This window comes from Streptomyces sp. NPDC093795 (genome assembly GCF_044764665.1).
GTDB lineage: Bacteria > Actinomycetota > Actinomycetes > Streptomycetales > Streptomycetaceae > Streptomyces.
This window is the reverse complement of sequence record NZ_JBIWIO010000002.1, coordinates 718009-742116: the sequence shown is the minus strand read 5'-3', so window position 1 is coordinate 742116 and position 24108 is coordinate 718009. Positions and strand designations below refer to the sequence as shown.

Sequence of the window (24108 nt, the reverse complement as noted above, 5' to 3'; positions counted from 1 at the left end):
CGGCGACAACCGACCTAGGCCTCAGTCCAGGCAGAACTCATTGCCCTCGGGGTCGGCCATGACGATGAAGCCGGTGCTCATGGGGGGCTCGGGCTCGAAGCGGCGCAGCCGCTTCGCTCCCAGCGCGAGAAGCCGCTCGCACTCGGCTTCCAGCGCGGCCATCCGCTCCTCTCCCTCAAGGCCGGGGGCCGCGCGGACGTCGAGGTGTACACGGTTCTTGGCGACCTTGTCCTCGGGCACCTGCTGGAAGAACACGCGCGGACCGGTCCCCTCGGGGTCCTCGATGGCGGACCGCGTGTTGCGCTGCTCCTCCGGTACGCCGATCCGCGCGAGGAAGTCGTCCCACGCGGCGAGCGGGTCGGCTCCCTCGGGCAGGTCGACCCCGGGCGGGCCGGGGTGGACATAGCGGAGCGCGTCGCGCCAGAAGGACGACAGGGCCCGGGGGTCGTGGGCGTCGAAGGTGACCTGGAACCGGCGGCTCATGGGACTGCTCCGTTCGTAGCGGGGTGACGCGTCCTTGAACCCACCCTGACACCCCATGCGGTCAGAAACGGTCCGCATCTCCGCCGCGCCGGCCGTCTCTGCCGGAGTGATGACATGAGCAGAGCCGAACGGGTGTGAGGCGGCTGCCCGCGCCGGGCCGGTGGCTCCGAGACCCGTGACCCCAGGCCGTACGCAACTCCGGCCCGCCCCCTGGGCCTACGGCCGCGCCCCCAGCGCCCTGTCCGAATAACGCCAGCGATACGGGCACCCCCCACGTAACCCTGACGGCATGAGCACCCACACGACCACCCACACACCCCTCCCCATCTCTCCCTCTGCCCTCGCGGAGCTGCGCGTCGCCGACGACGCCGGACGCGCCTGCGTGCCGTACACCGCGACCACCACCGACGCCGGCGACCCGCTCCGCTGCTGCCTGCGCCCCTCCGCGCCCGGCGAGCGGATCGCGCTCGTCTCGTACGCGCCGCTGCGGCGCTGGGCAGCCGAGACGGGGGCGGAACCGGGTGCGTACGACGAGCAGGGCCCCGTCTTCATCCACGCCGAGGACTGCGGCGGCCCCGCCCCCTCGGAGACGTACCCCTTCACCCGCTCCGGCGCGCTCCGCACCCTCCGCCGCTACGACTCGGCGGGCCGCATCGCCGGAGGCCGCCTCCTGGAACTCCCGGAGACCCCCGACGAGGCCCTGAACCAGGCCCTCACGGACGCCTTCACCGACCCCACGGTGGCCGTGGTACACGTCCGCGCGGTCGAGTACGGCTGCTTCCACTTCGAGGTCAGGCGCCCCTGACAACGAAAGAAGGCCCCTGACCAGGTGAAAACCTGGTCAGGGGCCCTTCCCTCACGCGGGCCGACAGACGAGTCGGGCTGTACGCCGGGTTCTGTGCCCCGGGACCTCGCGGTCGTCGGGGCGACGGCCATCCATCTAGGGCCGGCGTTGCCGCCGGCCTCGTGCGGTCTACCCGCGGACTCGGGCGAGCAGCCCTCGAACATCCGCGCAGGGACACCGGGGTGTCCCCTCTTGACCTTGCTCCGAGTGGGGTTTACCTAGCCGCCTGAGTCACCTCAGGCGCTGGTGGTCTCTTACACCACCGTTTCACCCTTACCGAGGACCGAGGTCCCCGGCGGTCTGTTTTCTGTGGCACTGTCCCGCGGGTCACCCCGGGTGGCCGTTAGCCACCACCCTGCTCTGTGGAGCCCGGACGTTCCTCGGGAAGATCCGAGGATCTCCACGCGGCCGCCCGCCCGGCTCGTCTGCCGTGCCGACCATGCTACCCGCCGAATCGGGGCGAGCCGGCCTCGGAGGAAGGCTGCCCTGGAGAGCAACGGCCCCCTGAGCGTCGCTTGACCTTGTCGCAGCGTCAGGGTTTCTACTGGGGCGCATGCGTATCGGCGAGATCGCCGCCCTGGTCGGGGTCACCCCGCGGGCCGTGCGGCACTACCACCAGTCGGGGCTGCTGCCCGAGCCCGTGCGGCTGGCCAACGGGTATCGGGAGTACGGCGTCCGGGACGCCGTCCTGCTCGCCCGGATCCGGCGGCTCACCGAGCTGGGCCTCGGGCTCGACGAGGTGCGGGACGTGCTCGCGGACGACGAGGGGCGGGGGCTCGTGGAGGTGCTCGAGGAGCTGGCGGAGGACCTGGCGCGTCAGGAGGCGGTGATCCGGGTACGCCGGGAGCGCCTCGCCCCGCTCCTGGCCGAGGCGCGGGCCGGGCGGCTGCCCGCCGACGGGCCCGTGTCGCCGGAGCTCGCCGCACTCCTCGCGGGTCTCGGCGAGCTGCCCGAGTCCCCCATGGCGGCGAAGGACCGGGAGATCCTGGCGCTGCTCGACGTCGTCGTGCCGGAGGAGGAGCGGGCCCGGCTGATGGGCCTGATGCGGGACACGGCGGAGCACGCGCCGGTGCTGTACCCGCTCCTCGACGCGCTCGCCGGGGCGGCGCCGGACGACCCCCGGGTCACGGAGGCCGCCCAGGTGCTCGCCGACTGTCTGCCCGACGAGCTGGGGGGCGAGATCCCAGGCCCTGGCGCCGGTTCCCCCGACGCCTCCCTCGCCGACACCTTCTTCGCGGACCTCGCCCCGGCCCAGTCCGCGGCCGTCCGCCTGGCGATCCGCCTGGTCGGAGAACGACGGGAGCAGAGCCGATGACGACGACCACGGGCATCGACGGTGGCCGCCCCGCGGGGGTGGACCGGACCCCCATCCGCCGCACCCGGCCCCTCCGCCTCCTCCGTCTCCTCGCCTACGTCGCCCTCCCCGCCGAGGTCGTCCTCGCCGTCCTGCTCGTCGGCGGCGTCCGGATACCCGGGCCCGTGTGGGCCGTCGCCGAGCTCCTCGCCGTCGTGCTCCTGCTCGCCGAAGGTCTCGCCTATCTCCGGCTGCGCCGCCGCGGGCTCTCCCGGCGGGCCGCCGTGGCCGAACTCGTGCCCGTCCCCGTGCTGCGGATCATGGGCCACGAGCTGCGGATCATGGCCAGTCTGGTGCGGTGGGTGGCCCGGCGGCCGCAGGGGGTGGACGGCGCGGACGCGGTGTTCCCGCACGCGCGTGACCAGGCGGCGCTGATGTACGGCTTCGCGTTCGTGTGCCTGGTCGAGACGGTCGGCATGTCATACCTGCTCGCCGGCCGGCCCCTCGCCCACGCCGTCGTCCTCGTCCTGGACGTGTACACCGTGCTCTTCGTCCTCGGGCTGCACGCCGCCTCCGTGACCCGCCCGCACACCCTCACCGGGGACGTCCTGCGGCTGCGGCAGGCCGCACACGTCGACGTGCGCGTCCCGCTCGACCGGATCACCACCGTCCGCCACGAGCTGCGTTTCACGCACGAGAAGACCGACGGCGAACTGAACCTCGCCGTCGGCTCCCAGACCTCCGTCACGATCGAGCTGACCGAGCCCGTGGACGTGTCCCGGCTGCTCGGCGGCCATCGGCCCGTACGCGTCTTCCGGATGCACGCGGACGACCCGCGCGCCCTGCACAGGCAGCTCACGCGGGTGCGAACAGCACCTTCGCCGTCCCCGGGTCCGCCTCCGTCAGTCTGACCCGCAGCCACTCCCCCAGCGGCAGCCCCGCCCCGCCGCCCGCGATCCGGGCGACGACCGCCGGGTCGTCCAGGTGGACGGTGCCCACGGACGGCTCACGCTCCTTCACGTCGATCACGTACGCGTCGAAGACCTCACCGACCCGCTCCCTCAGCAGGGCCGCCTCGACGATGTCGACGCTCTCGCGCTCGACGGCGTTGGCGCGGCGCGAGCCGGCGGCCATCTCGTCGGGGAGGGCGGGCAGGGCGGCCCGTACCCACTCGGGCGGTTCGTCGCCCGCGACCGCCGCCACGCACAGCTCGCCCGCGTAACGGTCGACGAGCCGCCGCAGCGGCGCGGTGCAGTGGGTGTACTCGTCGGCGACGGCGGCGTGCACGGCGGGGGCGGGGACGTGGCCGTCGGTGAAGACGGTGTACCCGGCGCCGCGCAGCAGGGTGGTGCATTCCTGGAGGAAGGCGGCGTGGCGCGGGTTCGTGGGGTCGGCGGCGCGGACGACCTCCGCGTACGAGACGTGGTGGGGCCAGTCGACGCCGAGGGCCTGCGCGGAGCGGCGGAGGCGGGCGACGGCGCCGTCGGGGGCGGTGGGGAGGGTGCGCAGGATGCCGGTGCCGGCGGCGGTCATGAGGTCGGCCGCGGCCATGCCCGTGAGGAGGGAGATCTGGGCGTTCCAGCCGTCGGCGGGGAGCGGTGCGCGGTAGGCGAGGGAGTAGGTGCGGTTGTGGGGGTCGGGCGGGACGTGGCGGGCGTGGGGGTCACGGGGGTCGGTTGGGGGGTGAGGGTTGTGGGGGTCGGGTGGGACGTGCGGGTCGTCCGAGGCGCGTTGGCCGCGCGGGTCCTGCTCGACGATCTCCTGCTCGGGGACGTTGAGGGAGATCCCGCCGCGTTCGACTTCGAGGGCCTCGCGGAGTCGGCCGATCTCACGGAGGAGGGCCAGCGGTTCCTCCGCCGTGCCGGCGTCGATCTGCCGCTGCACGCCCGCGTAGTCCAGTTTGGCGCGGCTGCGGACGAGGGCGCGGCGGACGTCGGTGGCGACGCGGCGCCCTTCGGCGTCGAGGTCGATCCGCCACAGCAGGGCGGGGCGGGGCTCGCCGGGGAGGAGGCTGGCGGCACCCTCGGAGAGGACGGCGGGGTGGAGGGGGATCCTGCCGTCGGGGAAGTAGAGGGTGAGGACGCGCCGGTGGGCCTCGGCGTCGAGGGCGGAGCCCGGCGTGACGAAGGCGGCGACGTCGGCGACGGCGTAGTGGACGCGGTAGCCGCCGTCGGCCCTGCGGGCCAGGTGCATGGCCTGGTCGAGGTCGGTGGAGGTGGGCGGGTCGACGGTGAAGAACGGCAGGTCGGTGGCGTCGTGCGCGGGAAGCCGGGGGGCCTTCGCGGCGGCCTCGGCCTCGGCGAGGACGGCGGGCGGGAAGTCCTCGGGGATCGCGAGCTCGGTACGGAGTGCGCGCAGGGCGGCCCGCAGCGGAGCCTCGGCTGCGCCGGTCACGTGAATGTGGCGGCGGGGCATGGACCGAGCCTAGGGCGGGGATCTGCGCGGGGCATGTCGGGGCGGTGGTAGAGCGGGGCAAGGGGGGCGAAAACGGGCGCGGGGGCGGCATCTTGGCCGACCCCGGGGGCGCGGCGGGCCAGCATCTTGGCTGGCCCGGAGGGACGCGGCGGGCTGGGACCTTGGCGAGCTCGAAGGGGCGCGGCGGACTGGCACCACACCTTGACAGGACGTACGGCGAGCAAGGCGGACCCCGCCCCCGGCGGGCGGCACGGGCCGGGAACCCGCCTCGCGGCGGGCGGCACGTGCGGGGCCCCGCTCCCCGGCGGGCGGCACGGGCGGGGAACCCGCCCCGCGCTTTGTAGGCTGGGCTGCCGGGGCCGCACCCCCGGTCCGTACGTACGAAGGAGAACCACCGTGCTCGTGCTGTTGCCGCCCTCCGAGGGCAAGGCCTCCTCGGGGCGCGGGGCGCCGCTCAAGCCGGAGTCGCTGTCCCTGCCGGGGCTCGCCGAGGCGCGGGCGGCGGTCCTTGACGAGCTGGTCGAGCTGTGCGCGGCCGACGAGGAGAAGGCGCGTGAGGTCCTCGGTCTGAGCGAGGGCCTGCGGGGTGAGGTCGCGAAGAACGTGGAGCTGCGGACGGCGGGCGCGCGGCCGGCCGGCGAGATCTACACGGGCGTCCTGTACGACGCACTGGGTCTGGCGACCCTGGACGCGGCGGCCGGGAAGCGGGCGGGCCGGTCGCTGCTCGTGTTCTCGGGGCTGTGGGGCGCGGTGCGGGTGACGGACCGGATTCCGTCGTACCGCTGCTCGATGGGGGTCAAGCTGCCGGGGCTCGGCGCGCTCGGCGCGCACTGGCGCGGCGCGATGGCGTCCGTACTTCCCGAGGCGGCCGGGGACGGTCTGGTCCTGGACCTGCGGTCGTCGGCGTACGCGTCGGCGTGGAAGCCGAAGGGGGAGGTGGCGGCGCGGACGGCGTCGGTACGGGTGCTGCACGCGCCGACCCGGAAGGTGGTCTCCCACTTCAACAAGGCGACGAAGGGGCGGATCGTCCGGAGCCTCCTGGAGGCGGGCGCGGCTCCGCGGTCGCCGGAGGAGCTGGTGGTGGCGCTGCGGGACCTGGGGTACGTGGTGGAGGAGGGCGGGAAGGCGGGCGCGCTCGACGTGCTGGTGGACGAGATCCACTGACGCCGTTGCACCCTCTGCAACGTTCGTTGCAGAGGGTACGCACCCCCGGCAGGATGGCGCTCATGATGACCAGCGTCTTCGATCTGACCCCCGCCCCCACAGGCACCGGGCCCGTCCCCGTCATCCCCGTGGTCGTGATCGACGACGCCGCCGACGCCGTACCCCTGGCGCGCGCCCTCGTGGCCGGTGGGCTGCCGCTGATCGAGGTCACCCTGCGTACCCCGGCCGCGCTCGACGCCGTCCGCGCGATCGCGGCCGAGGTGCCGGACGCGGTCGTCGGCGCGGGGACGGTCGTCTCGGCGGCCGGGGTCGCGGACGCGGTCGGCGCCGGTGCCCGGTTCCTCGTCAGCCCCGGGTGGACCGAGCGGCTGCTCGGCGCGATGCGGGAGTCGGGCGTGCCGTTCCTGCCGGGCGTCTCGACGGCCTCGGAGGTCGTGGCGCTGCTCGAACAGGGCGTGGACGCCATGAAGTTCTTCCCGGCCGAGGCGGCGGGCGGCGTCCCGTACCTGAAGTCGCTCGCGGGGCCGCTCCCCCAGGCCCGTTTCTGCCCGACCGGTGGCGTCTCCCTCGCCTCCGCCCCCGCGTATCTGTCCCTGCCGAACGTCGGCTGCGTCGGCGGTACGTGGATGCTGCCGCCCGACGCCCTCGCCACCGGCGACTGGGCGCGGGTGGAGACGCTGGCGCGCGAGGCGGCGGGGCTGGGGCCGGGGCTGCGGGCGTCCGTCAGCGAGCCGCCGATGCCGGTTCGCTGAACTCCACGCCCAGGTGGTCGGTCACCGGGCGGTAGCCGAGGCGCTGGTACAGGGCGTTGCTCGTGGGGTTGGCCAGGTCCGTGAAGAGCAGGACCTGGCCGGTGCCCGCGTCCAGGGCGGCCCGGCTGACGGCGGCGGTGACGCCCGCCGCGTGGCCCCTGCCGCGGTCGGCGGGCGGCGTGTAGACGAGGTGGACCCGGGCCTGGCCCTCGATCGTGCGGGAGACCGCGGCCATCGAGACCGGGCGGCCGTCGGGGGTCTCCCAGAGCCACAGCCGGCCTTCCGAGATCCGCTCCGTGACCGGGCCCGTGAAGTCCTGCTCGGGGTCCTCCCCGATGTCCCGGGCGAAACCGCGCGCCCAGGCGGCGACGAGCGGTATGTCCACCCCGTCCGCGACGCGGGCCCGGCCCTCGGGGGCGGGGTCCGGCGGGGTCAGCTCGCCGAGCCGGAAGAGCCGCATCCGGACGGTGGGCGTCCAGGGGCGGCCCGAGGCCTCCGCGTACGCCTCGACCGCGGCCGTCTCGCCGCGCAGCTCCGTCGGCTCCGCGCCCGCCGGGAAGGCGAGGGCGCGGGCCGCGTCGACGGTCATCGCCCCGAAGGAGGGCACGCGGGGCGGCGACTCCGCGAACACGCCGGTGACGCGTCCGTCGGGCTCGGCCCACCAGCCGAGCCGGTCCGCCTGGTCCATGAGGGTCAGTACGGCGGTGTTACGGGCGGGCTCGGCGGCGAGGTGCTCCGCCGCGGCGGTACGGAACGCGGTGGCGTCCTCGGTGAAGTGCCAGGTCATGACGGGATGGTGGTACGGGGGGACGGCACCGCGCCACCCCTTTGCCGACCCCGGTCCTGGTCAGGTCCTCGCCAGGTCCTCAGGTCCTCAGGTCCTCAGGTGCGAGGTGTCGTTGAGGAGTCGTACGGAGGCGTTGCCGTCCGCGTAGTAGGCCACGGCGGAGATCGACGCGGCCGACAGCTCCATCCGGAACAGCGACTCCGGCGGGGCGCCGAGCGCGAGCCGGACCAGGGTCTTGATCGGCGTGACGTGGGTGACGAGGAGCACGGTCCGGCCCGCGTGGGCGGCGGTCAGCCGGTCCCGGGTGGCGGCGACACGGCGGGCGACGGTCGCGAAGCTCTCGCCGCCGCCGGTCGGCGCGGCCTTCGGGGAGGCGAGCCAGGCGTCGAGGTCCTCCGGGTGGCGCTCGCGGACCTCGCCGAAGGTCAGCCCCTCCCAGGCGCCGAAGTCGGTCTCGCGCAGCCCCTGTTCGATCCGCACGTCGAGCCCGAGGCGGGCGGCGACGGCGGCGGCGGTCTGCCGGCAGCGGGTGAGCGGCGAGCTGATGATCTCCTGGATGGTGCCGCGCGCGGCGAGCGCGTCGGCGACGGCCTGGGCCTGCCGCAGCCCGGCCGCCGAGAGCTCGGGGTCGGTGCCCCCGCTCCCCGAGAACCGCTTCTCGGGCGTGAGCGCGGTCTCGCCGTGCCGCAGCAGCACGAACGTGGCGGGTGCCCCCAGGTCGGGCCCGCCCGTCCAGCCCTGACGGGGGGCGGCAGCGGCGGCCTGCGGCTGCGCCGGCAGGGCGGACGCGGGCCGCATCACGGCGGCCTCGACCTCGAAGTCACCGGCCGCCTCGACGGCGGTGGAGGCGGAGGCAGTAGCGGCCTGCGCGGGCGCGGGGGTGAAGTCGTCTGCCGGTCCGGCCGGGGCGGTAGCGATCGCTGCGGAGGCGGGCGCGGTCCCGGGCGCAGGCGCGGTCCCGGATGCGGTCACGGACGCGGAGGCGTCCCCTCCGCCCTGCCGTGACCCGAGCGCCGCCCTCGCGCGGGCCGCGCCCGCCGTCGCGTCTCCGGGCGGGCCCGAGGGCGGCGGGGCGGCGGCGTTGCGGGCGGCGGAGGTGTCCAGGGCGGCCGTCGAGGCCGACGGCTCCCACTGGCGGCCCCGCTTGCCCGCGTCCATCGCCTCGTTCGCGAGCCGGTCCGCGTGCTTGTTGCGCTCGCGCGGGATCCACTCGTAGCGGACCTGGCCCGCCGGGAAGACCCGGCCCGCCTCGGCGGCGAGCGGCTTCATGTCCGGGTGCTTGATCTTCCAGCGGCCGGACATCTGCTCGACGACCAGCTTGGAGTCCATGCGGACGTGGACGGTGGCGTCGGGGAAGAGTTCCCTGGCCACCTTGAGGCCCGCCACCAGGCCCTTGTACTCGGCGACGTTGTTCGTCGCCACGCCGATGTACTCGGCCGCCTCCGCGAGCGTCTCGCCCGTGGCGGGGTCCAGGACGACCGCCCCGTAGCCGGCGGGACCCGGGTTGCCCCGGGAGCCCCCGTCGGCCTCGACGATCAGCTCTCGCGAAGACGGAAGGGCGGACATTACAGGCCGGACTCCGAGGTGCGGACGAGGATGCGGCGGCAGTTCTCGCAGCGTACGACCGCGTCACGGGCGGCGGCGCGGATCTCGTTGACCTCGGTGATGTTGAGCTCGATGTGGCAGCCCTCGCACTTGCGCTGGTACAGCCGGGCCGCGCCCACGCCGCCCTGCTGCTCGCGCAGCTTCTCGTACAGCTTGAGGAGGTCGGCGGGGACGGAGCCCGCGATGAGCTCGCGCTCCTTCTCCACGGAGGCGGCCTCGGCGTCGAACTCGCTCTCGGCGGCGTCGCGCCGGGCGGTGGCGTCGTCGGTCTTGGCCTGGACGGCGGAGACCCGCTCGGTCAGCTCGGCGAGGCGCTCCTGCACCGACTCGCGGCGCTCCATGACCTCCAGGACGATCTCCTCCAGGTCGCCCTGGCGCTTGGCGAGGGAGACGATCTCGCGCTGGAGGTTCTCCAGGTCCTTCGGGGAGGACACGGCACCGGAGTCGAGGCGCTGCTGGTCGCGCGCGGCCCGCTGGCGGACCTGGTCGACGTCCTGCTCGGCCTTGGTCTGCTCACGGCCGCAGTCGCTCTCCTCGGTCTGCGCGGCGACGAGCAGGTCGCGCAGCTGGGTGAGGTCCTTGGTCAGCGACTCGATCTCGGCGTGCTCGGGCAGCGACTGGCGCTTGTGGGCGAGCTGCTGGAGGCGGACGTCCAGCGACTGGACGTCGAGGAGGCGGATCTGGTCGGCGGGCGCGGCGTTCAGTTGGGGGCTCCAGGGGAGGTGTGGTGGAAGGACCAGGGGTCGGTGACCGTCTTCGAGACGTGGACGCGGAGGTCCCAGCCGTGGCGGTCGGAGATCTCGTCGAGCTGGGTGGCGGCCTGCTGGCACCAGGGCCATTCGGTGGCCCAGTGGGCGGCGTCGACGAGGCCGAGCGGTGAGTGCTGGGTGGCCTCGGAGACGGGGTGGTGGCGCAGGTCGGCGGTGAGGAAGGCGTCCACGCCGGCGGCCCGTACGGCGTCGAAGAGGCTGTCGCCGGAGCCGCCGCTGACGGCGACGCGGCGCACGGTCATGTCGGGGTCGCCCGCCACCCGGATGCCCTGCGCGGTGGCGGGCAGTCGCTTCGCGGCGCGCGCGGCGAACTCGGCGAGTGTCTCGGGGTGGTCGAGTTCGCAGATCCGGCCGAGGTTGTTCTCGGGTACGAGGGGGCCGGTGACCCGCAGGTCGAGGGCGCCGGCGAGGGCGTCGGAGACGCCGGGGTCCGCGGTGTCGGCGTTGGTGTGCGCGACGTGGAGGGCGATGTCGTGCTTGATGAGACCGTGCACGACACGGCCCTTGAAGTGGCCGGCCGCGACCGTCGTCGTACCGCGCAGATAGAGCGGGTGGTGGGTGACGATCAGGTCGGCGCCGAGGGCGATCGCCTCGTCGGCGATCTCCTGGACGGGGTCGACGGCGAAGAGCACGCGGGTGATCTGGGCGTCGGGGTCGCCGCAGACGGTGCCGACGGCGTCCCACGACTCGGCCCGCTCGGGTGGCCAGAGGGCGTCGAGCGCGGCGATGACTTCAGACAGACGGGGCACGAGGAAAGGCTACCTGTCCTGCGTGCCCCACTGTCCGGCCCGGTGTCCGGGCGGGGTACGGGCCGGGGTGCGGGCCGACGTCCAGGCCGATGTGCGGCCCGGGTATCCCGCCCGCTGCCCGGCCCGGTGTCCAGGCCGACGTCCAGGCCGGTGTGCGGCCCGGTGTCCCGCCCGCTGCCCAGCCCGCCGGCCGGGCGCCGCGGCGCCCGGCCCCCAGCGCTGCGTCGCCGCTACTTCTTGAGGAGGTCCGCGCGCAGGTCGTCGAGGACGCTGTTCGCGGCCGTCACGCCGAGGCCGAGGTACCAGGTCTCGTCCGGGACGTCCTTCGCCTGGCCGGCCTTGACGGCCTTGAGGTTCTTCCAGAGCGGGTTGGCCTGGGCGGTGTCCTTCTTGGTGGCCTTGGCGTCGCCGTACACGCCGGTGAAGATCCAGTCGGCGTCGGCCTCGTCGATCTTCTCCGGGCTGATCTCGGCCGCGAGGTCGTTGATCTGCTGGTTCTTGGGCCGCGGCAGGCCGGTGTCCTCGAGGATGGTGCCGATGAAGGACGCCTTGGCGTAGAGGCGGATCTTGCCGGGGAGGTAGCGGACCATGGAGATCGTCGGCTTGTTCGGGCCGCTGGCCGCGCCAATATCAGTACCCAGCTGCTTCGCCTTGGTCTCGTACGCGCCGAGCTTCTCCTTCGCCTCGGCCGTCTTGTCGAGCGCGGCGGCGTTGAGGAGGTAGTTCTCCTTCCAGGTGAAGCCCGGGCGGATGGAGAACACGGTCGGCGCGATCTTCGACAGTTCGTCGTACTTGTCGGCGGCGCGCAGCTGGCTGCCGAGGATCAGGTCGGGCTGGAGGTTGGCGATGGCCTCCAGGTTGAGGTTGTTGATGGTGCCGACGGACTTCGGGGCGCCGGCGTCCTTCTTGAGGTAGGCGGGGATGCCGTCGTCGCCCTCGGCGGGGGCGTAGCCGACGGGCTGGATGCCGAGGGAGACGACGTTGTCGAGCTCGCCGACGTCGAGGACGACGACCCGCTTGGGCGCGGACTTCAGCTCGGTCTTGCCGAGGGCGTGGGTCAGGGTGCGGGGGAACTGGCCCGCCTTCGCGTCCGTGCCCATGGCCGCCGTCTTGGCCGCCGCGTCGCCGAAGTCCTTGCCGCCGGTGGCGACGTCCTTCTTCTTGCCCGTGTCCTCCTTCGCGGAGGCGTCGGATCCTCCGTCGCCTCCTCCGCAGGCCGCGAGCGAGAGCGAGGCGGCGAGGGCGACGACGGCGGCGGTGCCGCGACGGCGGAGGGACATGAGAAGGCTCCTGTACGGGTCCTGGCGGGGATACGGGCGCGCCTGTCCGGAGCCGCAGGCTCCGTTTAGGTTCGCCTTACCTTACTCACCACCGGCAACTCCAGCACACCCGCCCCCCACCCCTCAGCGGAATCGCCGCACGACCACCCTTATGTGTGAAGTGACCCTGCTCGTGTTGTTCGGCTGGAAGTGCGAAAACTAGCTTCGTGGCCGGAGGTGACGAGTCGATGACAGCGTGTGCCATCGAAACGACGGCCGAGGACGACGACGCCGGGAAGCAGGACGGCGGCGGCGGCGCCTGGCCGACGGGGTTCACGATCACGGCGAACGGCGCGTACGCGGCGAGGCTCGCGGGCGCCGGGGACGCCTTGTACGTGGAGCGGTGGACCCTCGACGGCCCGGAGCCGTACGCCGTGCCGCTCCCCCTCGACCAGCCGGAGGAGCCGGGCACGCAGCTGGGGCCCCTCGCGGACGGCCGGGTCCTCGTCGCCCGCCGCGTGGACGGGCGGCGGACCACGTTCTCGCTGCTCTACCCCACCGGGCCGGCCACCGGCGAGCTCCCGCTCGGCTCCGTGGAGGCCCGGGGCTCCGAGCGCCTGGTGCTGCTCCCGCCCTCGCCGGACGGCATCTGCGCGTACGCGATGTGCGTCGGCCCCGACACGACCACGCTGTGGCTGGTCGCGGGCGGCGCCTTCGGCCCGGAGCAGGTGGCGGAGGTCAAGGGCCGCTGCACGGGCGGGGTGTGGCTCGACCGTACGGGCCGGATGCTCGCGCTCGACCGGCGGCTCGGCGACGGGCCGGTGAAGACCGTCGCCGTCGACCTGGAGCGGGGCGGGGAGGTGACGCCGCTGCTCCAGATCACCGAGGACAGTCACGACCGGCTGCTCCTCGCGGACCCGGACAGCGGGCTGCTCCTGATCCGCTCCGACGCGCCGTCGCCGGGGCACGAACGGCTCGGCTGGGGTGTGCTCGGGAGTCTGCTTCCGGTGCGGTTCCCGGAGTGCCTGCGGCTCGACGACGCGGCGGTGACGCCGTTCGCCGTGCAGCCGGGTCAGGTGCTGATGCCGGAGAGCTGCGCGGTGGCGCTGCGGATCGACGCGGCGGGCGGGAGCTGGGTCGGGACCTGGCAGCCCTCGGCGCGGCGGATGGGCCATGTGGCCGCGCCCATGGGCTGGCTGGCGGGTGCGGGGCTGTGGACGGCCGGGGGCGTACTGCGGCTGCCGTACGTGACACCCGGGGCGCCCTGCGGGCTCGCGGACCTGGAGGCGCCGCCGGAGCCGGTGCCGGTCACGGTCGCGGCGGCGGTCGTCGAGGAGCCCCGGGTGTGCCGTCCGGTGCCGCTTCAGCAGGCACCTCTCACCGACCGTAAACCCGCTGGTTAGACTCTCGGGCTGCACAGCAAGACCGATGTCAACGGGGTGAGTTCGACCATGTCGGAAAACAGCACGCACGGGCAGGAGCCGAACGGTTCCGGCAAGCACCGCGGTGAGGCCGCGCCGACGGAGGACTCCGCGTCCTCCCCGCACGGCCGCCACCGCCGCGAGCCCGACGCGCAGTGACCGAGCCGTCCTGCGCGTAGGCCGGTGAGACGAAGGGCCCCGGGGTCTCCCCCGGGGCCCTTCGTCCTCCCCACCGCTGACCGTCTCCCGACGGCCGGTCCTCGGTTTCCCCCCGCCGCCCTCAGCCCTTCTTCAGGGCCAGCACCTCCGCCGCCGCGAAGGTCTCGCCCGCCGGGCGGGCGGCGTAGTGCGGGGTGAGCAGGCCGTCCAGCTCCTCGTACGTGAACGCCTCCTTGGCCGTGTCGAACTTGGCCGACACCCGCGGCCGGTCCACGACCGCCACCATCCCGCCGTGAACGACGAGCAGTTGGCCGTTGACCACGGAGGCGGCCGGGGAGGCGAGATAGCCGACGAGCGGCGCCACGTGGTCCGGGGACAGCGGGTCGAGCTCGCCCTCCCCCGGCTCGCCGAAGCCGGCGAACACGTCCTCCGTCATCCGTGTCCTGGCCCGCGGGCAGATCGCGTTGGCGGTCACCCCGTACCGGGCGAGCGCGAGGGCCGTCGAGGTGGTCAGGCCCACGATGCCGCCCTTGGCCGCCGCGTAGTTGGGCTGACCGGCCGAACCGGCGAGGAAGGCCTCGGACGAGGTGTTGACGATCCGGCCGTAGACGCCGGTCTCCCCTGCCTTGGCCCGGCCCCGCCAGTGCACGGCGGCGAAGTGGGTGGTGTTGAAGTGGCCCTTGAGGTGGACCCGTACGACCGAGTCCCACTCGTCCTCGCTCATCGAGAAGACCATCCGGTCGCGCAGGATGCCCGCGTTGTTGACCAGGACGTCCAGTTTGCCGAACTCGGCGACGGCCAGGTCGACCAGGGCCCGGGCGGTCTCGAAGTCGGAGACGTCGCCGAGGTGCGCGACCGCGCGGCCGCCCGCCGCGCGGATCTCTGCCGCGACCTCGTCGGCGGGCCCGGCGGAGGCCGCGCCGGAGCCGTCGCGGCCGGGCTGTCCGTAGTCGTTGACGACGACGGCGGCGCCGAGCCGGGCGAGTTCCAGGGCCTCGGCGCGGCCGAGACCGCGCCCGGCGCCGGTGACGATCGCGCTCAGCCCCTCAAGAGGGAGTGCCATGGGTCGGGTCCTCTCAGATCTCGGAGTTCGAGCCTCGGATCTCGGAAGTCTCAGATCTCGATGCAGGTGCGGAGGGCGGCGCCCGTACGCATCTGCTCCAGGGCCTCGTTGATGCCCGCGAGCGGCACCCGGTGGGTGATGAGCGACTCCAGGTCGATGCGGCCCGCCCGCCAGAGCGCGATGGCCCTCTCGTACGAGCGGAGCACGTCCCCGCCGCCGTACATGGACGGCAGGATCCGCTTCTCGTCGAAGAACAGCTCGAACATGCTGATCTTGAGGTAGTCGTCGAGGGCGCCCGCGCCGACGACGCAGAGGGTGCCGCCGCGCCGGGTCGTCTCGTACGCGGTGCGGGCGGTGGCGGACTTGCCGACGACCTCGAAGACGTAGTCGAAGCCCTCCCCGCCGGTGATCCGCTGCTTGGCGTCGGCGAGGGCGTCCGGGGCGACGGCCTCGGTGGCGCCGAAGCGGAGTGCGGCCTCGCGTCGCGACTCGACGGGGTCGACGGCGATGATCTGGGCGGCGCCCTGGAGTCTGGCGCCCTGGATCGCGGAGATCCCGACGCCCCCGCAGCCGATGACGGCGACCGACGAACCGGCTTCCACCTTGGCCGTGTTGATGGCGGCGCCGAGGCCGGTGGTGACGCCGCAGCCGATGAGGGCGGCGATCTCGAAGGGCACGTCGTCGGGGATCGGGACGGCGCAGCCGGCGTCGACGACGACCTCCTCGGTGAAGGTGCCGGTGCCGGCGAAGCCGAAGAGGTCGCCGCCGGGGCGCTTGAAGTTGGGCGTGCCGGCGTTCATGAAGCCGGCCAGGCACAGCTGTGTCTGGCCGCGCTTGCAGGCGGGGCAGTTGCCGCAGGCGGGCAGCCAGCAGAGCAGGACGCGCTGGCCCTGGTCGAGTCCGGTGACGCCGTCGCCGACGTCGAGGATCTCGCCGGCGCCCTCGTGGCCGGGGATGAAGGGGGCGGGCTGCGGGAGGACGCCGTTCATGGCGGAGATGTCGGAGTGGCAGAGGCCGGTGGCCCTGACCCGGATCCGTACCTTGCCGGGGCCGAAGCCCACCGCCTCGACGTCGTCGAGGACTTCGAGTTTGTCCTGGCCGATCTCGTGCAGTACGGCTGCGCGCATGGTGCGGCTCCCCTCAGGAGTACGGCAGTACGGAAGTGTCAGGAGTGTTCGACGAGGGTGTCGGCGAGTACGGGGGCGTCGTCGCGCTCCACGGCCGTCACCGTCACCTGGACGCGGCCGTCACCGGCCCACATCCGGATGCGCAGGGTCTCGCCGGGGAAGACGACGCCGGCGAAGCGGGTGCGGTACGCGTGGACCCGGGTGACGTCTCCGCCGAGCACCGTGTCCACCACCGCCTTGAGGGTCATGCCGTACGAGCAGAGGCCGTGCAGGATCGGCTTGTCGAAGCCGGCGAGCTTGGCGAACTCGGGGTCGGCGTGGAGCGGGTTCCAGTCCCCGGAGAGCCGGTAGAGCAGGGCCTGTTCCTCGCGGACCGGGCGTTCGGCGGTGACGTCGGGCGCGCGGTCGGGGAGGGCGAGGCGCTCGGAGGGCCCCCGGTCGCCGCCCCAGCCGCCCTCGCCGCGTACGAAGATCTGGGCGTCGCTGGTCCAGAGCGGGCCGTCCGCGTCGGCGGCCTCGGAGCGCAGGACGAGGACGGCGGCCTTGCCCTTGTCGTACACGGCGGCGACGCGGGAGGTGGAGACGGCCCGGCCGGCGACGGGGACGGGGCGGTGGAGCGTGATCGACTGGCCGCCGTGGAGGACGGCGGCGAGGTCGATGTCGATGCCGGGGGCGGAGAGCCCGCCGACGACGCCCATGCCGGCGCCCGCGACGGTGGCGAAGCTGGGCAGGACGTGGAGCCGGGACTCCAGGGTGTAGCGGAGCTCGTCGGGGTCGGTGGCGGGACTGGCCTTGCCCTGGAACGAACCCGCCCCCAGTCCCAGGTGGTAGAGCTGGACGTCCTTGTGGTCCCAGGAGATCTCGGCACTGCGGGGTTCGGCGGCGACGGCCTTGGCGGGGTCGATGGGCATCGGGCTGCTGCTCCTCGTGATCGGGCTGCTGCTCCTCGCGGCGGGGAAGACCTCGGGACCCCGGGACCCCGGGACTCCGGGGCTCCGGGACTCCGGGACTCCGGTCGGGGAAGACCTCGGCACGGCCGTCCGCACCGTCGGCCGCACCGAGGCCGTGCGGGGACCGTCCCGTACGCGGCCGTTCTAGAACGCGTTCTAGGTCGGTGGTCCCCATGTATAGCCGAGCCCATCGCGGTTGTGAACCCTCCTGACGTTACGTCAGAAACGGTGTCGGCGTGTCCTGCGCGCGCGGTTCGCGGCCGCAGGCGGCACGCTGGTTCCCGGGACCGCCCCCGGGGCGGTCCGGGTCGCCGCGGAGCCCCGTGGCGGCCCCGGCCCGCACGACGGGGAGCCCACGGAATGATCAGGATCCTGCTCGCCGAGGACCAGGGGACGGCACGGGGCGCGTTGGCGATGCTGCTCGGGATGGAGCACGACTTCGAGGTCGTCGCGCAGGTCGGGCGGGGCGACGAGGTGGTGGACGCGGCGCTCGTCGCCCGGCCCGATGTGGCGTTGCTCGACGCCGGGCTGCCCGGACGGTCGGCGTTCGACGCCGCCGGGGAGCTGCGGGACGAGGTGCCGGACTGCCGGGTGCTGGTTCTGGCGACCTCCGGGCGGCCGGGATATCTGCGGCGGGCGAGGGAGGCGGGGGCGGCCGGGTTCCTGGTCAAGGACGGGCCGGTGGAGGAGCTGGCCGAGGCGGTCCGGCAGGTGCTGCGCGGGGAGACGGTGATCGACCCGGTGCTCGCGGCGGCGGACACCGGGGAGGAGGAGGGCTGACGGCCCGCGACCGTACGGAGCGGAGGCGGCGCGGGCCGGGCGGCGGCGGCGGCGGGAGCCGCGTACCCCTACAGCTCGCGTTCCGCGAGGGAGGCCGCGCGCTGGGCCTCGAAGTTCGTCGCGTACTGGGCGAAGACGGCCGTGTCCTCGTACTTGAGCAGCGTCTCGTCGTTGACCGTGAGCGCCATCCCCGTGTACGTGTGGCTGCCGGTGAAGACGATCTTCTTGTCGACTCCGTTGAGGTACGTGCCCTCGACCAGCAGGTACTTGGTGTGGGTGTCGGAGCCACCGCGGCCGTCGTTGTCGAGCTTGTGCAGGATGACGCGGCCCTTCCCCGACGTCGGCCTCGTCAGCCAGGAGGACACCTCCGACTGGGGCTTGCCGGTCGCCTCGTCCCAGTTCTCCAGCGAGCGGTACACGATCTCGACGTGGCAGCCCTTCTCGGCGAGTTCCCACAGCTGGCGGGCCACCTCGGTGCGGGTGATGTGGCCCTGGGCGATGCGGATCTTCGTACGGCCGTCGGTGGTGCCGAAGCCCGGGGAGTTGCCGCCGCAGGGGTTCGCGGTGCCGGCCGGGGCGACCGTCTTCAGGATGTTCACGACCACGTCGGTGCTCGACCGGGGGAAGAAGTAGACCTTGGCCTTGCCGGCCTGGGTGTCGTGGGCGTAGTCCGCGACCTGCGGCCGCTCCCCGACGGCCGCCGCCGCCTGGTCGTCGAAGTACCGGGTGTACGCGGCGAACAGTTCCGTGTTGCCCACCACCGTCAGGGCGTCGTTCCACCAGGCGTCGGTGTCCTGCCCGGTGAGGTTGCCCGAGGACTGCACGACGACGTTGTCGACGGGGGTGTCGCCCTTGCCCTTGGTACGGGAGAACAGGAAGAACTTGTTGTGGTTGACGTTGGTGTACCAGCCGTCGGGGTCCGCGGCCGTGGTGCCCGGGTCCAGGGCGAGGCAGGCCTCCGACGTCTTGCAGGTACGCACCCAGGACGGCGCGCTGCCGGGCTTCGCCAGCTCCGTCGCGAGGTAGGTGGCGGCGCCGGAGGTGCTGTCGGCGTCGAGGACCACCTGGACGGAGACGCCCCGCTTGTGGGCGGCGACCAGTCGCTCGGCCATGTACTGCGAGTGGAACAGGTACAGGGAGATCCGGATGGACGACCCCGCCTCGGCGCCGTCGACGAGACCCGTCAGGTGGAAGAGGATGCGTCCCGTGGCGGCCTTGTCGGTGCTCGTCGGGTCGTTGAATATCGCGCCGGTGGTCACGGCCACGACCGGTTCCGCCGACGCCGAGGGCGCGACCGTCAGGGTGGCGCCGACGGCGAGCGCGGTCACGGCCGTCCTGAACCTGCTCTTGATCATCATGGGGGCATTCTCACCTACGCCCCGCGTCGGGCCGGCTCCTTGGGCAGCCAGAGCAGCATCAGCGCGGCCGACGCCACGAGGACGCAGGCCGAGACCCGGAAGGCCATCGCGTAGCCGGGGACGAGGTAGGAGAAGTCCGGTGCGAGACCGTAGGAGGAGTAGGGGACCGCGGGGGCCGTCGCCGCGACGGCCGCCGCGACGGTCGTGAGCGTCGCCAGGCCGAGCGCGCCGCCCATCGTGCGGGAGGTGTTGACGAGGCCGGAGACCAGGCCCGCGTCGCCCGGCGAGGCGCTGGAGGTGGCGAGGGTCGCGAGCGGGGTGGTGGCGAGGCCGATCCCGGCCATCATGAGGACGCCGGGGCCCAGGATCGTGCCGAGGAAGGTGCCGTCGGCGGTCAGCGTCGACTGCCAGGCGAAGCCCGCGGCGGCGAGGAGCGCGCCGATGACGGCGAGGTTCCTGGCGCCGACCACCGGCATCAGATGGGGGGCGAACTTGGAGCCGAGGAGCACGCTGATGGAGCTGGGGATGAGGGCGAGACCGGCCTGGAGCGGGGTGTAGCCGAGGACGCTCTGGGCGTACACCGTCATGAAGAACCACATGGCGAACGAGCTCGAACCGCACAGCAGGATCGCCGCGTTGGCCGCCGACACGGCCCGGTTGCGGAAGATGCCCAGCGGCACCAGGGGTTCCCCGGTGCGGGACTCCACGACGACGAAGACGGCGAGGAGGGCGAGGCCGCCGAGCAGCGGCAGCAGCGTGTCGGGGGCGGTCCAGCCCGCCATCTCGGTCTGCACGATGCCGTACGCGAGGGCGGCGAGGCCCGCCGTGACGAGGACGGCGCCCGGGAGGTCGAGGCGGCGGCCGGCGGCGGTGCGGCTCTCACGCAGCCACAGGACGCCCGCGGCGAGGACCAGGACGCCGATGGGGACGTTGATGAGGAGGACCCAGCGCCAGGAGAGCAGGTCGACGAGGAGGCCGCCGACGAAACCGCCCGCCGCGCCGCCGGCCGCGCCGACCGCCGTCCAGGTCCCGATGGCCCGGGTACGGGCGGCGCCGGCCGGGACGGCGCCCGTGATCAGGGTGAGGGTGGCCGGTGCGAGGAGGGCGGCGCCGAGGCCCTGCGCGGCGCGGGCGCCGATCAGGTACTGGCCCTCGGGGGCTATGCCGCCGACGGCGGATGCCGCGGTGAACAGCCCGAGCCCGAGCAGGAACATCGCCTTGCGCCCGTAGAGGTCGGCGGCCCGCCCGCCGAGCAGCATGAAGCCGGCGAAGGCGATCGAGTAGGCGTTGAGCACCCACTGGAGTTCCAGGGTGGAGAGCCCCAGGTCGGCCTTGAGCGACGGCAGGGCCACGTTCATGACGGAGACGTCGAGGACGACGAGGAACTGCCCCGCGCAGGCCGCGAGGACGACCAGCCAGGGGCGGGCCGGGGCGGGCGGGGAAGGGAGGGGTGGGGCGGAGGGCGCGGGGGCCTTGCGGAGGGGGTCGTTCTGCGGCATGGATGTGATGGTCGCAGACCGCTCTCGCCCCGTACATACACCGAGAGTCCTACGGCTGGGGCCCGAGCGGCTACGGCCCGGGCGCAAGCGGCTGCGGCTCGCGCCCCAGCCACTCAGGCCCCAGCCGCCGAGGCTCGGACCCCAGCCGCTACGCCCTCCGCAGCAGCGTCACCACCGCCGCCCCTCCCAAGCCGATGTTGTGCGCGAGCCCGACCCGCGCCCCCGTCACCTGCCGCGCCCCCGCCTCGCCCCGCAGTTGCCACACCAGCTCGGCGGTCTGCGCGAGGCCGGTCGCGCCCAGCGGGTGGCCCTTGGAGATGAGGCCGCCCGAGGGGTTCACGACCCACCGTCCGCCGTACGTCGTCGCCCCGGACTCGACGAGTTTGCCGGAGGCGCCCTCCTCGCACATGCCGAGCGCCTCGTACGTGAGGAGTTCGTTGATGGAGAAGCAGTCGTGGAGCTCGATGACGTCGACGTCCTCGATGCCGAGTCCGGAACGCTCGTACGCCTGCCGGGCGGCGGCCCGGGACATGGGTCGGCCGACGGCGTCGATGCAGGAGCCGGAGGCGAAGGACTCCTCGGTGTCGGTGGTCATCGACTGCCCGGCGATCTCGACCGCCCGCCCCCGCAGCCCGTGTTCCTCGACGAAGCGTTCGGAGACGACGAGGGCCGCCGCCGCGCCGTCGGAGGTGGGCGAGCACTGGAGCTTGGTGAGCGGCCGGTGGACGGTCTTCGCGGCGAGGATCTCGTCGACGGTGTAGACGTCCTGGAACTGGGCGTACGGGTTGTTCGCCGAGTGCTGGTGGTTCTTGGCGCCGACGGCCGCGAGCTGCACCTCGGTCGTCCCGTACCGCTCCATGTGCTCGCGGGCGGCGTTGCCGAAGATCTGGGCGGTGGGCGGGGAGGCCTCGAAGCCGTGGACGGCGGCCATGATCCCGTAGTGGCGGGCGACGGGTGAGGTCGCGAAGTCACCGGCCCCGCCCGCTCCGCCGCCGAGCGAGCCCCGGCTCATCTTCTCGAAGCCGAGGGCGAGGACACAGTCGGCGAGGCCGCCCTCCACGAACTGGCGGGCGACCATGAGGGCGGTCGCGCCGGTGGCGCAGTTGTTGTTGAGGTTGTAGACGGGGATGCCGGTGAGGCCGAGTTCGTACGCGGCGCGCTGTCCGGCGGTGGAGGCCTGGAAGCAGTAGCCGACGGCGGCCTGCTCCACGCGCGCGTAGGGGACGCCCGCGTCGGTGAGGGCGGCGGTGCCGGCCTCGCGGACCATGTCCCAGTACTGCCAGTCCCGGGTCTCGGGCTTCTCGAACCTCGTCATTCCGACGCCGACGACGTACGCCTTCATCACGTGCCCTCTCAGTCCCTCGGGAGGCCGAGCAGGCGCTCGGCGACGACATTGAGCTGTACCTGGGTGGTGCCGCCCGCGATGGTGAGGCAGCGGGACATGAGCAGTCCGTGGACGGCCCGTTCGCCGGGGCCTTCGCGCACGGCGCCTTCGGGGCCGAGGAGTTCGAGGCTGAGTTCGGCGAGTTTCTGCTGGTGGAGCGTCTGGACGAGCTTGCGGACGCTGGCGCCCGCGCCCGGTTCGAGGCCGGACACCTGGAGCAGGGTGGTGCGCAGGCCGATGCACGCGAGCGCGTGGGCCTCGGCGAGGAGGACCCCGATCCGTACGCGTACGGAGTCGTCGGCGCCGTCCGCCCGCTCGATGAGGGCTTCGAGACCGCTGTCAAAGACGACCTGGTCGGCCATGTGGACGCGTTCGTTGCCGAGGGTGTTGCGGGCGACGCGCCAGCCGTCGTCCACCTCGCCGACGACGGCGTCGGCCGGGAGGATCGCGTCGTCGAACCAGACCTCGTTGAACAGGGAGTCGCCGGTGATCTCCTTGAGCGGCCGTACGTCGATGCCGGGGGTGTTCCGCATGTCGACGAGGAAGTAGGTGAGCCCCTGGTGCTTGGGGGCGGCGGGGTCGGTACGGGCGAGCAGGATGCCGTGGTGGGCCCACTGGGCGGCGCTCGTCCACACCTTCTGGCCGTTGATCCGCCAGCGCCCGTCCTCGGTGCGTTCGGCGCGGGTGCGGAGGGACGCGAGGTCGGAGCCGGCGCCGGGTTCGGAGAAGAGCTGGCACCAGAGGCGTTCGCCGCGCAGGGTCGGGGCGAGGTGTTCGGCCTGCTGGGCGGGGGTGCCGTGGGCGAGGAGGGAGGGGACGACCCAGGTGGCGATGCCGAGCCCGGAGACGGTGATCCCGGCCTCGTCCAGCTCCCGTTGGACGGCCAGTTGCTGGAGGGGGCCCGCGCCGAGTCCGTACGGCTCCGGGAGGTGCGGGGCCGCGTAGCCGGTGGGGGCGAGGGCGCGCCGGGCGGCGGCCGGGTCGAGTCCGACGGCGGGGGCGAGGGCCTCGCGGGCGGCGGCGCGGTACGGGTCGGCCTCGGGCGGCAGGTCGAGGCGGAGGCCGCGCCGGACGCCCGCGGCGGCGTGCCGGAGGGCGGCGAGGCGGTGGTGGTCGCCGGAGCCGAGGAGCTGGCGGGCGACGAGGGCGCGGCGGAGCAGCAGGTGGGCGTCGTGCTCCCAGGTGAAGCCGGTGCCGCCGAGGATCTGGATGCAGTCCTTGGCGCAGGTGTACGCGGTGTCGAGGGCGGTGGCGGCGGCGAGCGCGGCGGTGAGGGGGCGGGCGGGGTCATGGGTGGAGCGGGCGGCGTCCCAGGTGAGGGCGCGGGCCTGTTCGAGCCGGACGAGCATGTCGGCGCAGAGGTGTTTGACGCCCTGGAACTGTCCGATGGGCCGTCCGAACTGCTCGCGGGTACGGGCGTGTTCGGCGGCGGTCTCGACGGCGCGGGCGGCGGTGCCGCAGGCGTCGGCGGCGAGGAGGACGGCGGCGAGCTCGTGGACGAGGTCGGTGTCGAGGGCGAGTTCGCGTGCGGCGGGGACGTGGAGGGCGCGTGCGGTGACCTCGGCGGTGGGCCGGGTGGGGTCGGCGCTGGTGTGGGGCCGTACGGCGAGGCCGGCGGCGTCGACGGCGAGCCGGACGGAGCCGTCGGGTGTGACGGCCCGAAGGATCACCAGGTCGGCCTGGGCGCCGCCGAGGACGGGGGGCGCGGTGCCGTCGAGGAGGTACCCGTCGTCGGTACGGACGGCGGTGAGGCTGCCCGTACCGCCGAGGGCGACGGCCGCGATGCGCTCCCCGCGCGCGATCGAGGCGGCCGACTCCCGCTGCCCGGAGCGGTGGAGGAGTTCGGCGGCGAGGACGGAGGGGAGGTACGGCCCGGGGAGCAGCGCGCGGGCCGCCTCCTCCACGACGACGGCGAGGTCCCCGAGGTCGCCGCCGCCTCCCCCGTACTCCTCGGGGAGGTGCGGCCCCAGGAGCCCCTGCGCGGCGAAGGCGTCCCAGTATCCGGGCCGTCCGGTGGCGGGTTCGGGGGCGTCGAGCTCCTTGCGTACGTCCTCCGGGGGGACGGCGCGGGCGAGCAGACCGCGGACGGATCGCGCGAGCTCCCGCTGTTCGTGCGTGATGGCGATGCCCATGGCGCGCAGACTAGAACACGTTTCATTCTGACGGAAGGTCAGATGCGGATCGAGTGCGGCGGCCAAGCATCTGGGCGCCGGTCGCGCCGTGGAGCAAGTGCGCGAGCGGGTTC

At 73.8% G+C, this 24108-nt stretch carries 22 protein-coding genes, 1 other RNA gene and 1 pseudogene; 9 read left to right on the top strand and 15 right to left on the bottom strand.

What is annotated here, in order from left to right; genetic code table 11:
- Positions 1-21: 21 nt before the first annotated feature.
- Positions 22-483, bottom strand: coding sequence for a VOC family protein (locus ACIRB7_RS08390; RefSeq protein ID WP_403594114.1), 462 nt, complete (start codon positions 481-483; stop codon positions 22-24).
- A 289-nt stretch (positions 484-772) separates the two neighbouring features.
- On the opposite strand from ACIRB7_RS08390, the gene ACIRB7_RS08385 reads away from it, so the two are divergent.
- Positions 773-1288 (top strand): DUF1203 domain-containing protein, encoded by a 516-nt coding sequence (locus ACIRB7_RS08385; protein ID WP_403594111.1) that lies wholly within the window; start codon positions 773-775, stop codon positions 1286-1288.
- 64 nt (positions 1289-1352) lie between these two features.
- On the opposite strand, the gene rnpB is transcribed toward ACIRB7_RS08385, so the two are convergent.
- Positions 1353-1751: RNase P RNA component class A (gene rnpB / locus ACIRB7_RS08380), an RNA gene on the bottom strand.
- Between the two features lie 129 nt (positions 1752-1880).
- Here rnpB and ACIRB7_RS08375 point away from each other — a divergent pair.
- Positions 1881-2642: a MerR family transcriptional regulator gene (locus tag ACIRB7_RS08375; RefSeq protein WP_403594108.1), complete on the top strand. Its 762-nt coding sequence runs from the start codon at positions 1881-1883 to the stop codon at positions 2640-2642.
- Positions 2639-3532, top strand: a complete 894-nt coding sequence (locus ACIRB7_RS08370; RefSeq protein ID WP_403594105.1) for a hypothetical protein — start codon at positions 2639-2641, stop codon at positions 3530-3532. The genes ACIRB7_RS08375 and ACIRB7_RS08370 overlap by 4 nt, the downstream gene beginning before the upstream one ends.
- Here the strand turns inward: ACIRB7_RS08370 and ACIRB7_RS08365 are convergent.
- On the bottom strand, positions 3477-5036 hold the full coding sequence (locus ACIRB7_RS08365; protein ID WP_403594102.1) for an RNB domain-containing ribonuclease: 1560 nt from the start codon (positions 5034-5036) through the stop codon (positions 3477-3479). The two genes, ACIRB7_RS08370 and ACIRB7_RS08365, sit on opposite strands and share 56 nt — an antisense overlap.
- 396 nt (positions 5037-5432) lie before the next feature.
- Between ACIRB7_RS08365 and yaaA the strand changes: the two genes are divergently transcribed.
- Positions 5433-6200, top strand: coding sequence for a peroxide stress protein YaaA (yaaA, locus tag ACIRB7_RS08360; protein WP_403594099.1), 768 nt, complete (start codon positions 5433-5435; stop codon positions 6198-6200).
- A gap of 65 nt (positions 6201-6265) precedes the next feature.
- Entirely contained in the window at positions 6266-6952 is a 687-nt protein-coding gene (gene eda / locus ACIRB7_RS08355; RefSeq protein WP_403594430.1) for a bifunctional 4-hydroxy-2-oxoglutarate aldolase/2-dehydro-3-deoxy-phosphogluconate aldolase, read from the top strand.
- Here the strand turns inward: eda and ACIRB7_RS08350 are convergent.
- From ACIRB7_RS08350 to ACIRB7_RS08330, 5 genes are all read right to left on the bottom strand, one after another.
- A complete protein-coding gene (locus ACIRB7_RS08350) occupies positions 6924-7739 on the bottom strand; it encodes a GNAT family N-acetyltransferase (RefSeq protein WP_403594096.1) in 816 nt (271 codons plus the stop codon). The two genes, eda and ACIRB7_RS08350, sit on opposite strands and share 29 nt — an antisense overlap.
- Positions 7740-7826: 87 nt before the next feature.
- Positions 7827-9305 (bottom strand): bifunctional RNase H/acid phosphatase, encoded by a 1479-nt coding sequence (locus ACIRB7_RS08345; protein ID WP_403594093.1) that lies wholly within the window; start codon positions 9303-9305, stop codon positions 7827-7829.
- Complete coding sequence (locus tag ACIRB7_RS08340) at positions 9305-10048, bottom strand: zinc ribbon domain-containing protein (RefSeq protein ID WP_403594427.1); 744 nt, start codon at positions 10046-10048, stop codon at positions 9305-9307. The genes ACIRB7_RS08345 and ACIRB7_RS08340 overlap by 1 nt, the downstream gene beginning before the upstream one ends.
- Positions 10045-10863 (bottom strand): Nif3-like dinuclear metal center hexameric protein, encoded by an 819-nt coding sequence (locus ACIRB7_RS08335; RefSeq protein ID WP_403594090.1) that lies wholly within the window; start codon positions 10861-10863, stop codon positions 10045-10047. Before ACIRB7_RS08335 ends, ACIRB7_RS08340 begins: the two co-directional genes overlap by 4 nt.
- A gap of 230 nt (positions 10864-11093) precedes the next feature.
- On the bottom strand, positions 11094-12143 hold the full coding sequence (locus ACIRB7_RS08330; protein WP_403594087.1) for an ABC transporter substrate-binding protein: 1050 nt from the start codon (positions 12141-12143) through the stop codon (positions 11094-11096).
- 227 nt (positions 12144-12370) lie between these two features.
- On the opposite strand from ACIRB7_RS08330, the gene ACIRB7_RS08325 reads away from it, so the two are divergent.
- Complete coding sequence (locus tag ACIRB7_RS08325) at positions 12371-13525, top strand: hypothetical protein (RefSeq protein WP_403594085.1); 1155 nt, start codon at positions 12371-12373, stop codon at positions 13523-13525.
- Positions 13526-13573: 48 nt separating this feature from the next.
- Positions 13574-13702, top strand: a complete 129-nt coding sequence (locus ACIRB7_RS08320; protein ID WP_351220124.1) for a hypothetical protein — start codon at positions 13574-13576, stop codon at positions 13700-13702.
- A 121-nt stretch (positions 13703-13823) separates the two neighbouring features.
- Here the strand turns inward: ACIRB7_RS08320 and ACIRB7_RS08315 are convergent, their stop codons facing one another.
- From ACIRB7_RS08315 to ACIRB7_RS08305, 3 genes are read right to left on the bottom strand one after another with little or no spacing between them, the layout of a single operon-like run.
- Positions 13824-14765, bottom strand: a complete 942-nt coding sequence (locus tag ACIRB7_RS08315) for a 3-oxoacyl-ACP reductase (protein WP_403594082.1) — start codon at positions 14763-14765, stop codon at positions 13824-13826.
- Positions 14766-14815: 50 nt separating this feature from the next.
- Positions 14816-15892 carry a Zn-dependent alcohol dehydrogenase gene (locus ACIRB7_RS08310; protein WP_403594079.1) on the bottom strand — a complete coding sequence of 359 codons (1077 nt, stop codon included), beginning with the start codon at positions 15890-15892 and terminating at the stop codon, positions 14816-14818.
- 38 nt (positions 15893-15930) lie between these two features.
- Positions 15931-16803, bottom strand: a complete 873-nt coding sequence (locus ACIRB7_RS08305; protein WP_403594076.1) for a MaoC/PaaZ C-terminal domain-containing protein — start codon at positions 16801-16803, stop codon at positions 15931-15933.
- On the opposite strand from ACIRB7_RS08305, the gene ACIRB7_RS08300 reads away from it, so the two are divergent.
- Positions 16796-16990, top strand: a complete 195-nt coding sequence (locus tag ACIRB7_RS08300) for a hypothetical protein (RefSeq protein WP_403594074.1) — start codon at positions 16796-16798, stop codon at positions 16988-16990. The two genes, ACIRB7_RS08305 and ACIRB7_RS08300, sit on opposite strands and share 8 nt — an antisense overlap.
- A gap of 212 nt (positions 16991-17202) precedes the next feature.
- Positions 17203-17598 (top strand): annotated as a pseudogene (locus ACIRB7_RS08295) (response regulator); the annotation flags it as partial.
- Between the two features lie 92 nt (positions 17599-17690).
- On the opposite strand, the gene ACIRB7_RS08290 reads toward ACIRB7_RS08295, so the two are convergent.
- The 4 genes from ACIRB7_RS08290 to ACIRB7_RS08275 all read right to left on the bottom strand — a co-directional run bounded on the left by ACIRB7_RS08290 (position 17691) and on the right by ACIRB7_RS08275 (position 23995).
- Positions 17691-18980 (bottom strand): phosphatidylserine/phosphatidylglycerophosphate/cardiolipin synthase family protein, encoded by a 1290-nt coding sequence (locus tag ACIRB7_RS08290; RefSeq protein WP_403594071.1) that lies wholly within the window; start codon positions 18978-18980, stop codon positions 17691-17693.
- Between the two features lie 14 nt (positions 18981-18994).
- Positions 18995-20479, bottom strand: a complete 1485-nt coding sequence (locus ACIRB7_RS08285; RefSeq protein WP_403594068.1) for an MFS transporter — start codon at positions 20477-20479, stop codon at positions 18995-18997.
- A 148-nt stretch (positions 20480-20627) separates the two neighbouring features.
- Positions 20628-21821: a lipid-transfer protein gene (locus ACIRB7_RS08280; protein WP_403594424.1), complete on the bottom strand. Its 1194-nt coding sequence runs from the start codon at positions 21819-21821 to the stop codon at positions 20628-20630.
- Between the two features lie 11 nt (positions 21822-21832).
- Positions 21833-23995, bottom strand: a complete 2163-nt coding sequence (locus tag ACIRB7_RS08275) for an acyl-CoA dehydrogenase (protein WP_403594065.1) — start codon at positions 23993-23995, stop codon at positions 21833-21835.
- Positions 23996-24108: the final 113 nt, after the last annotated feature.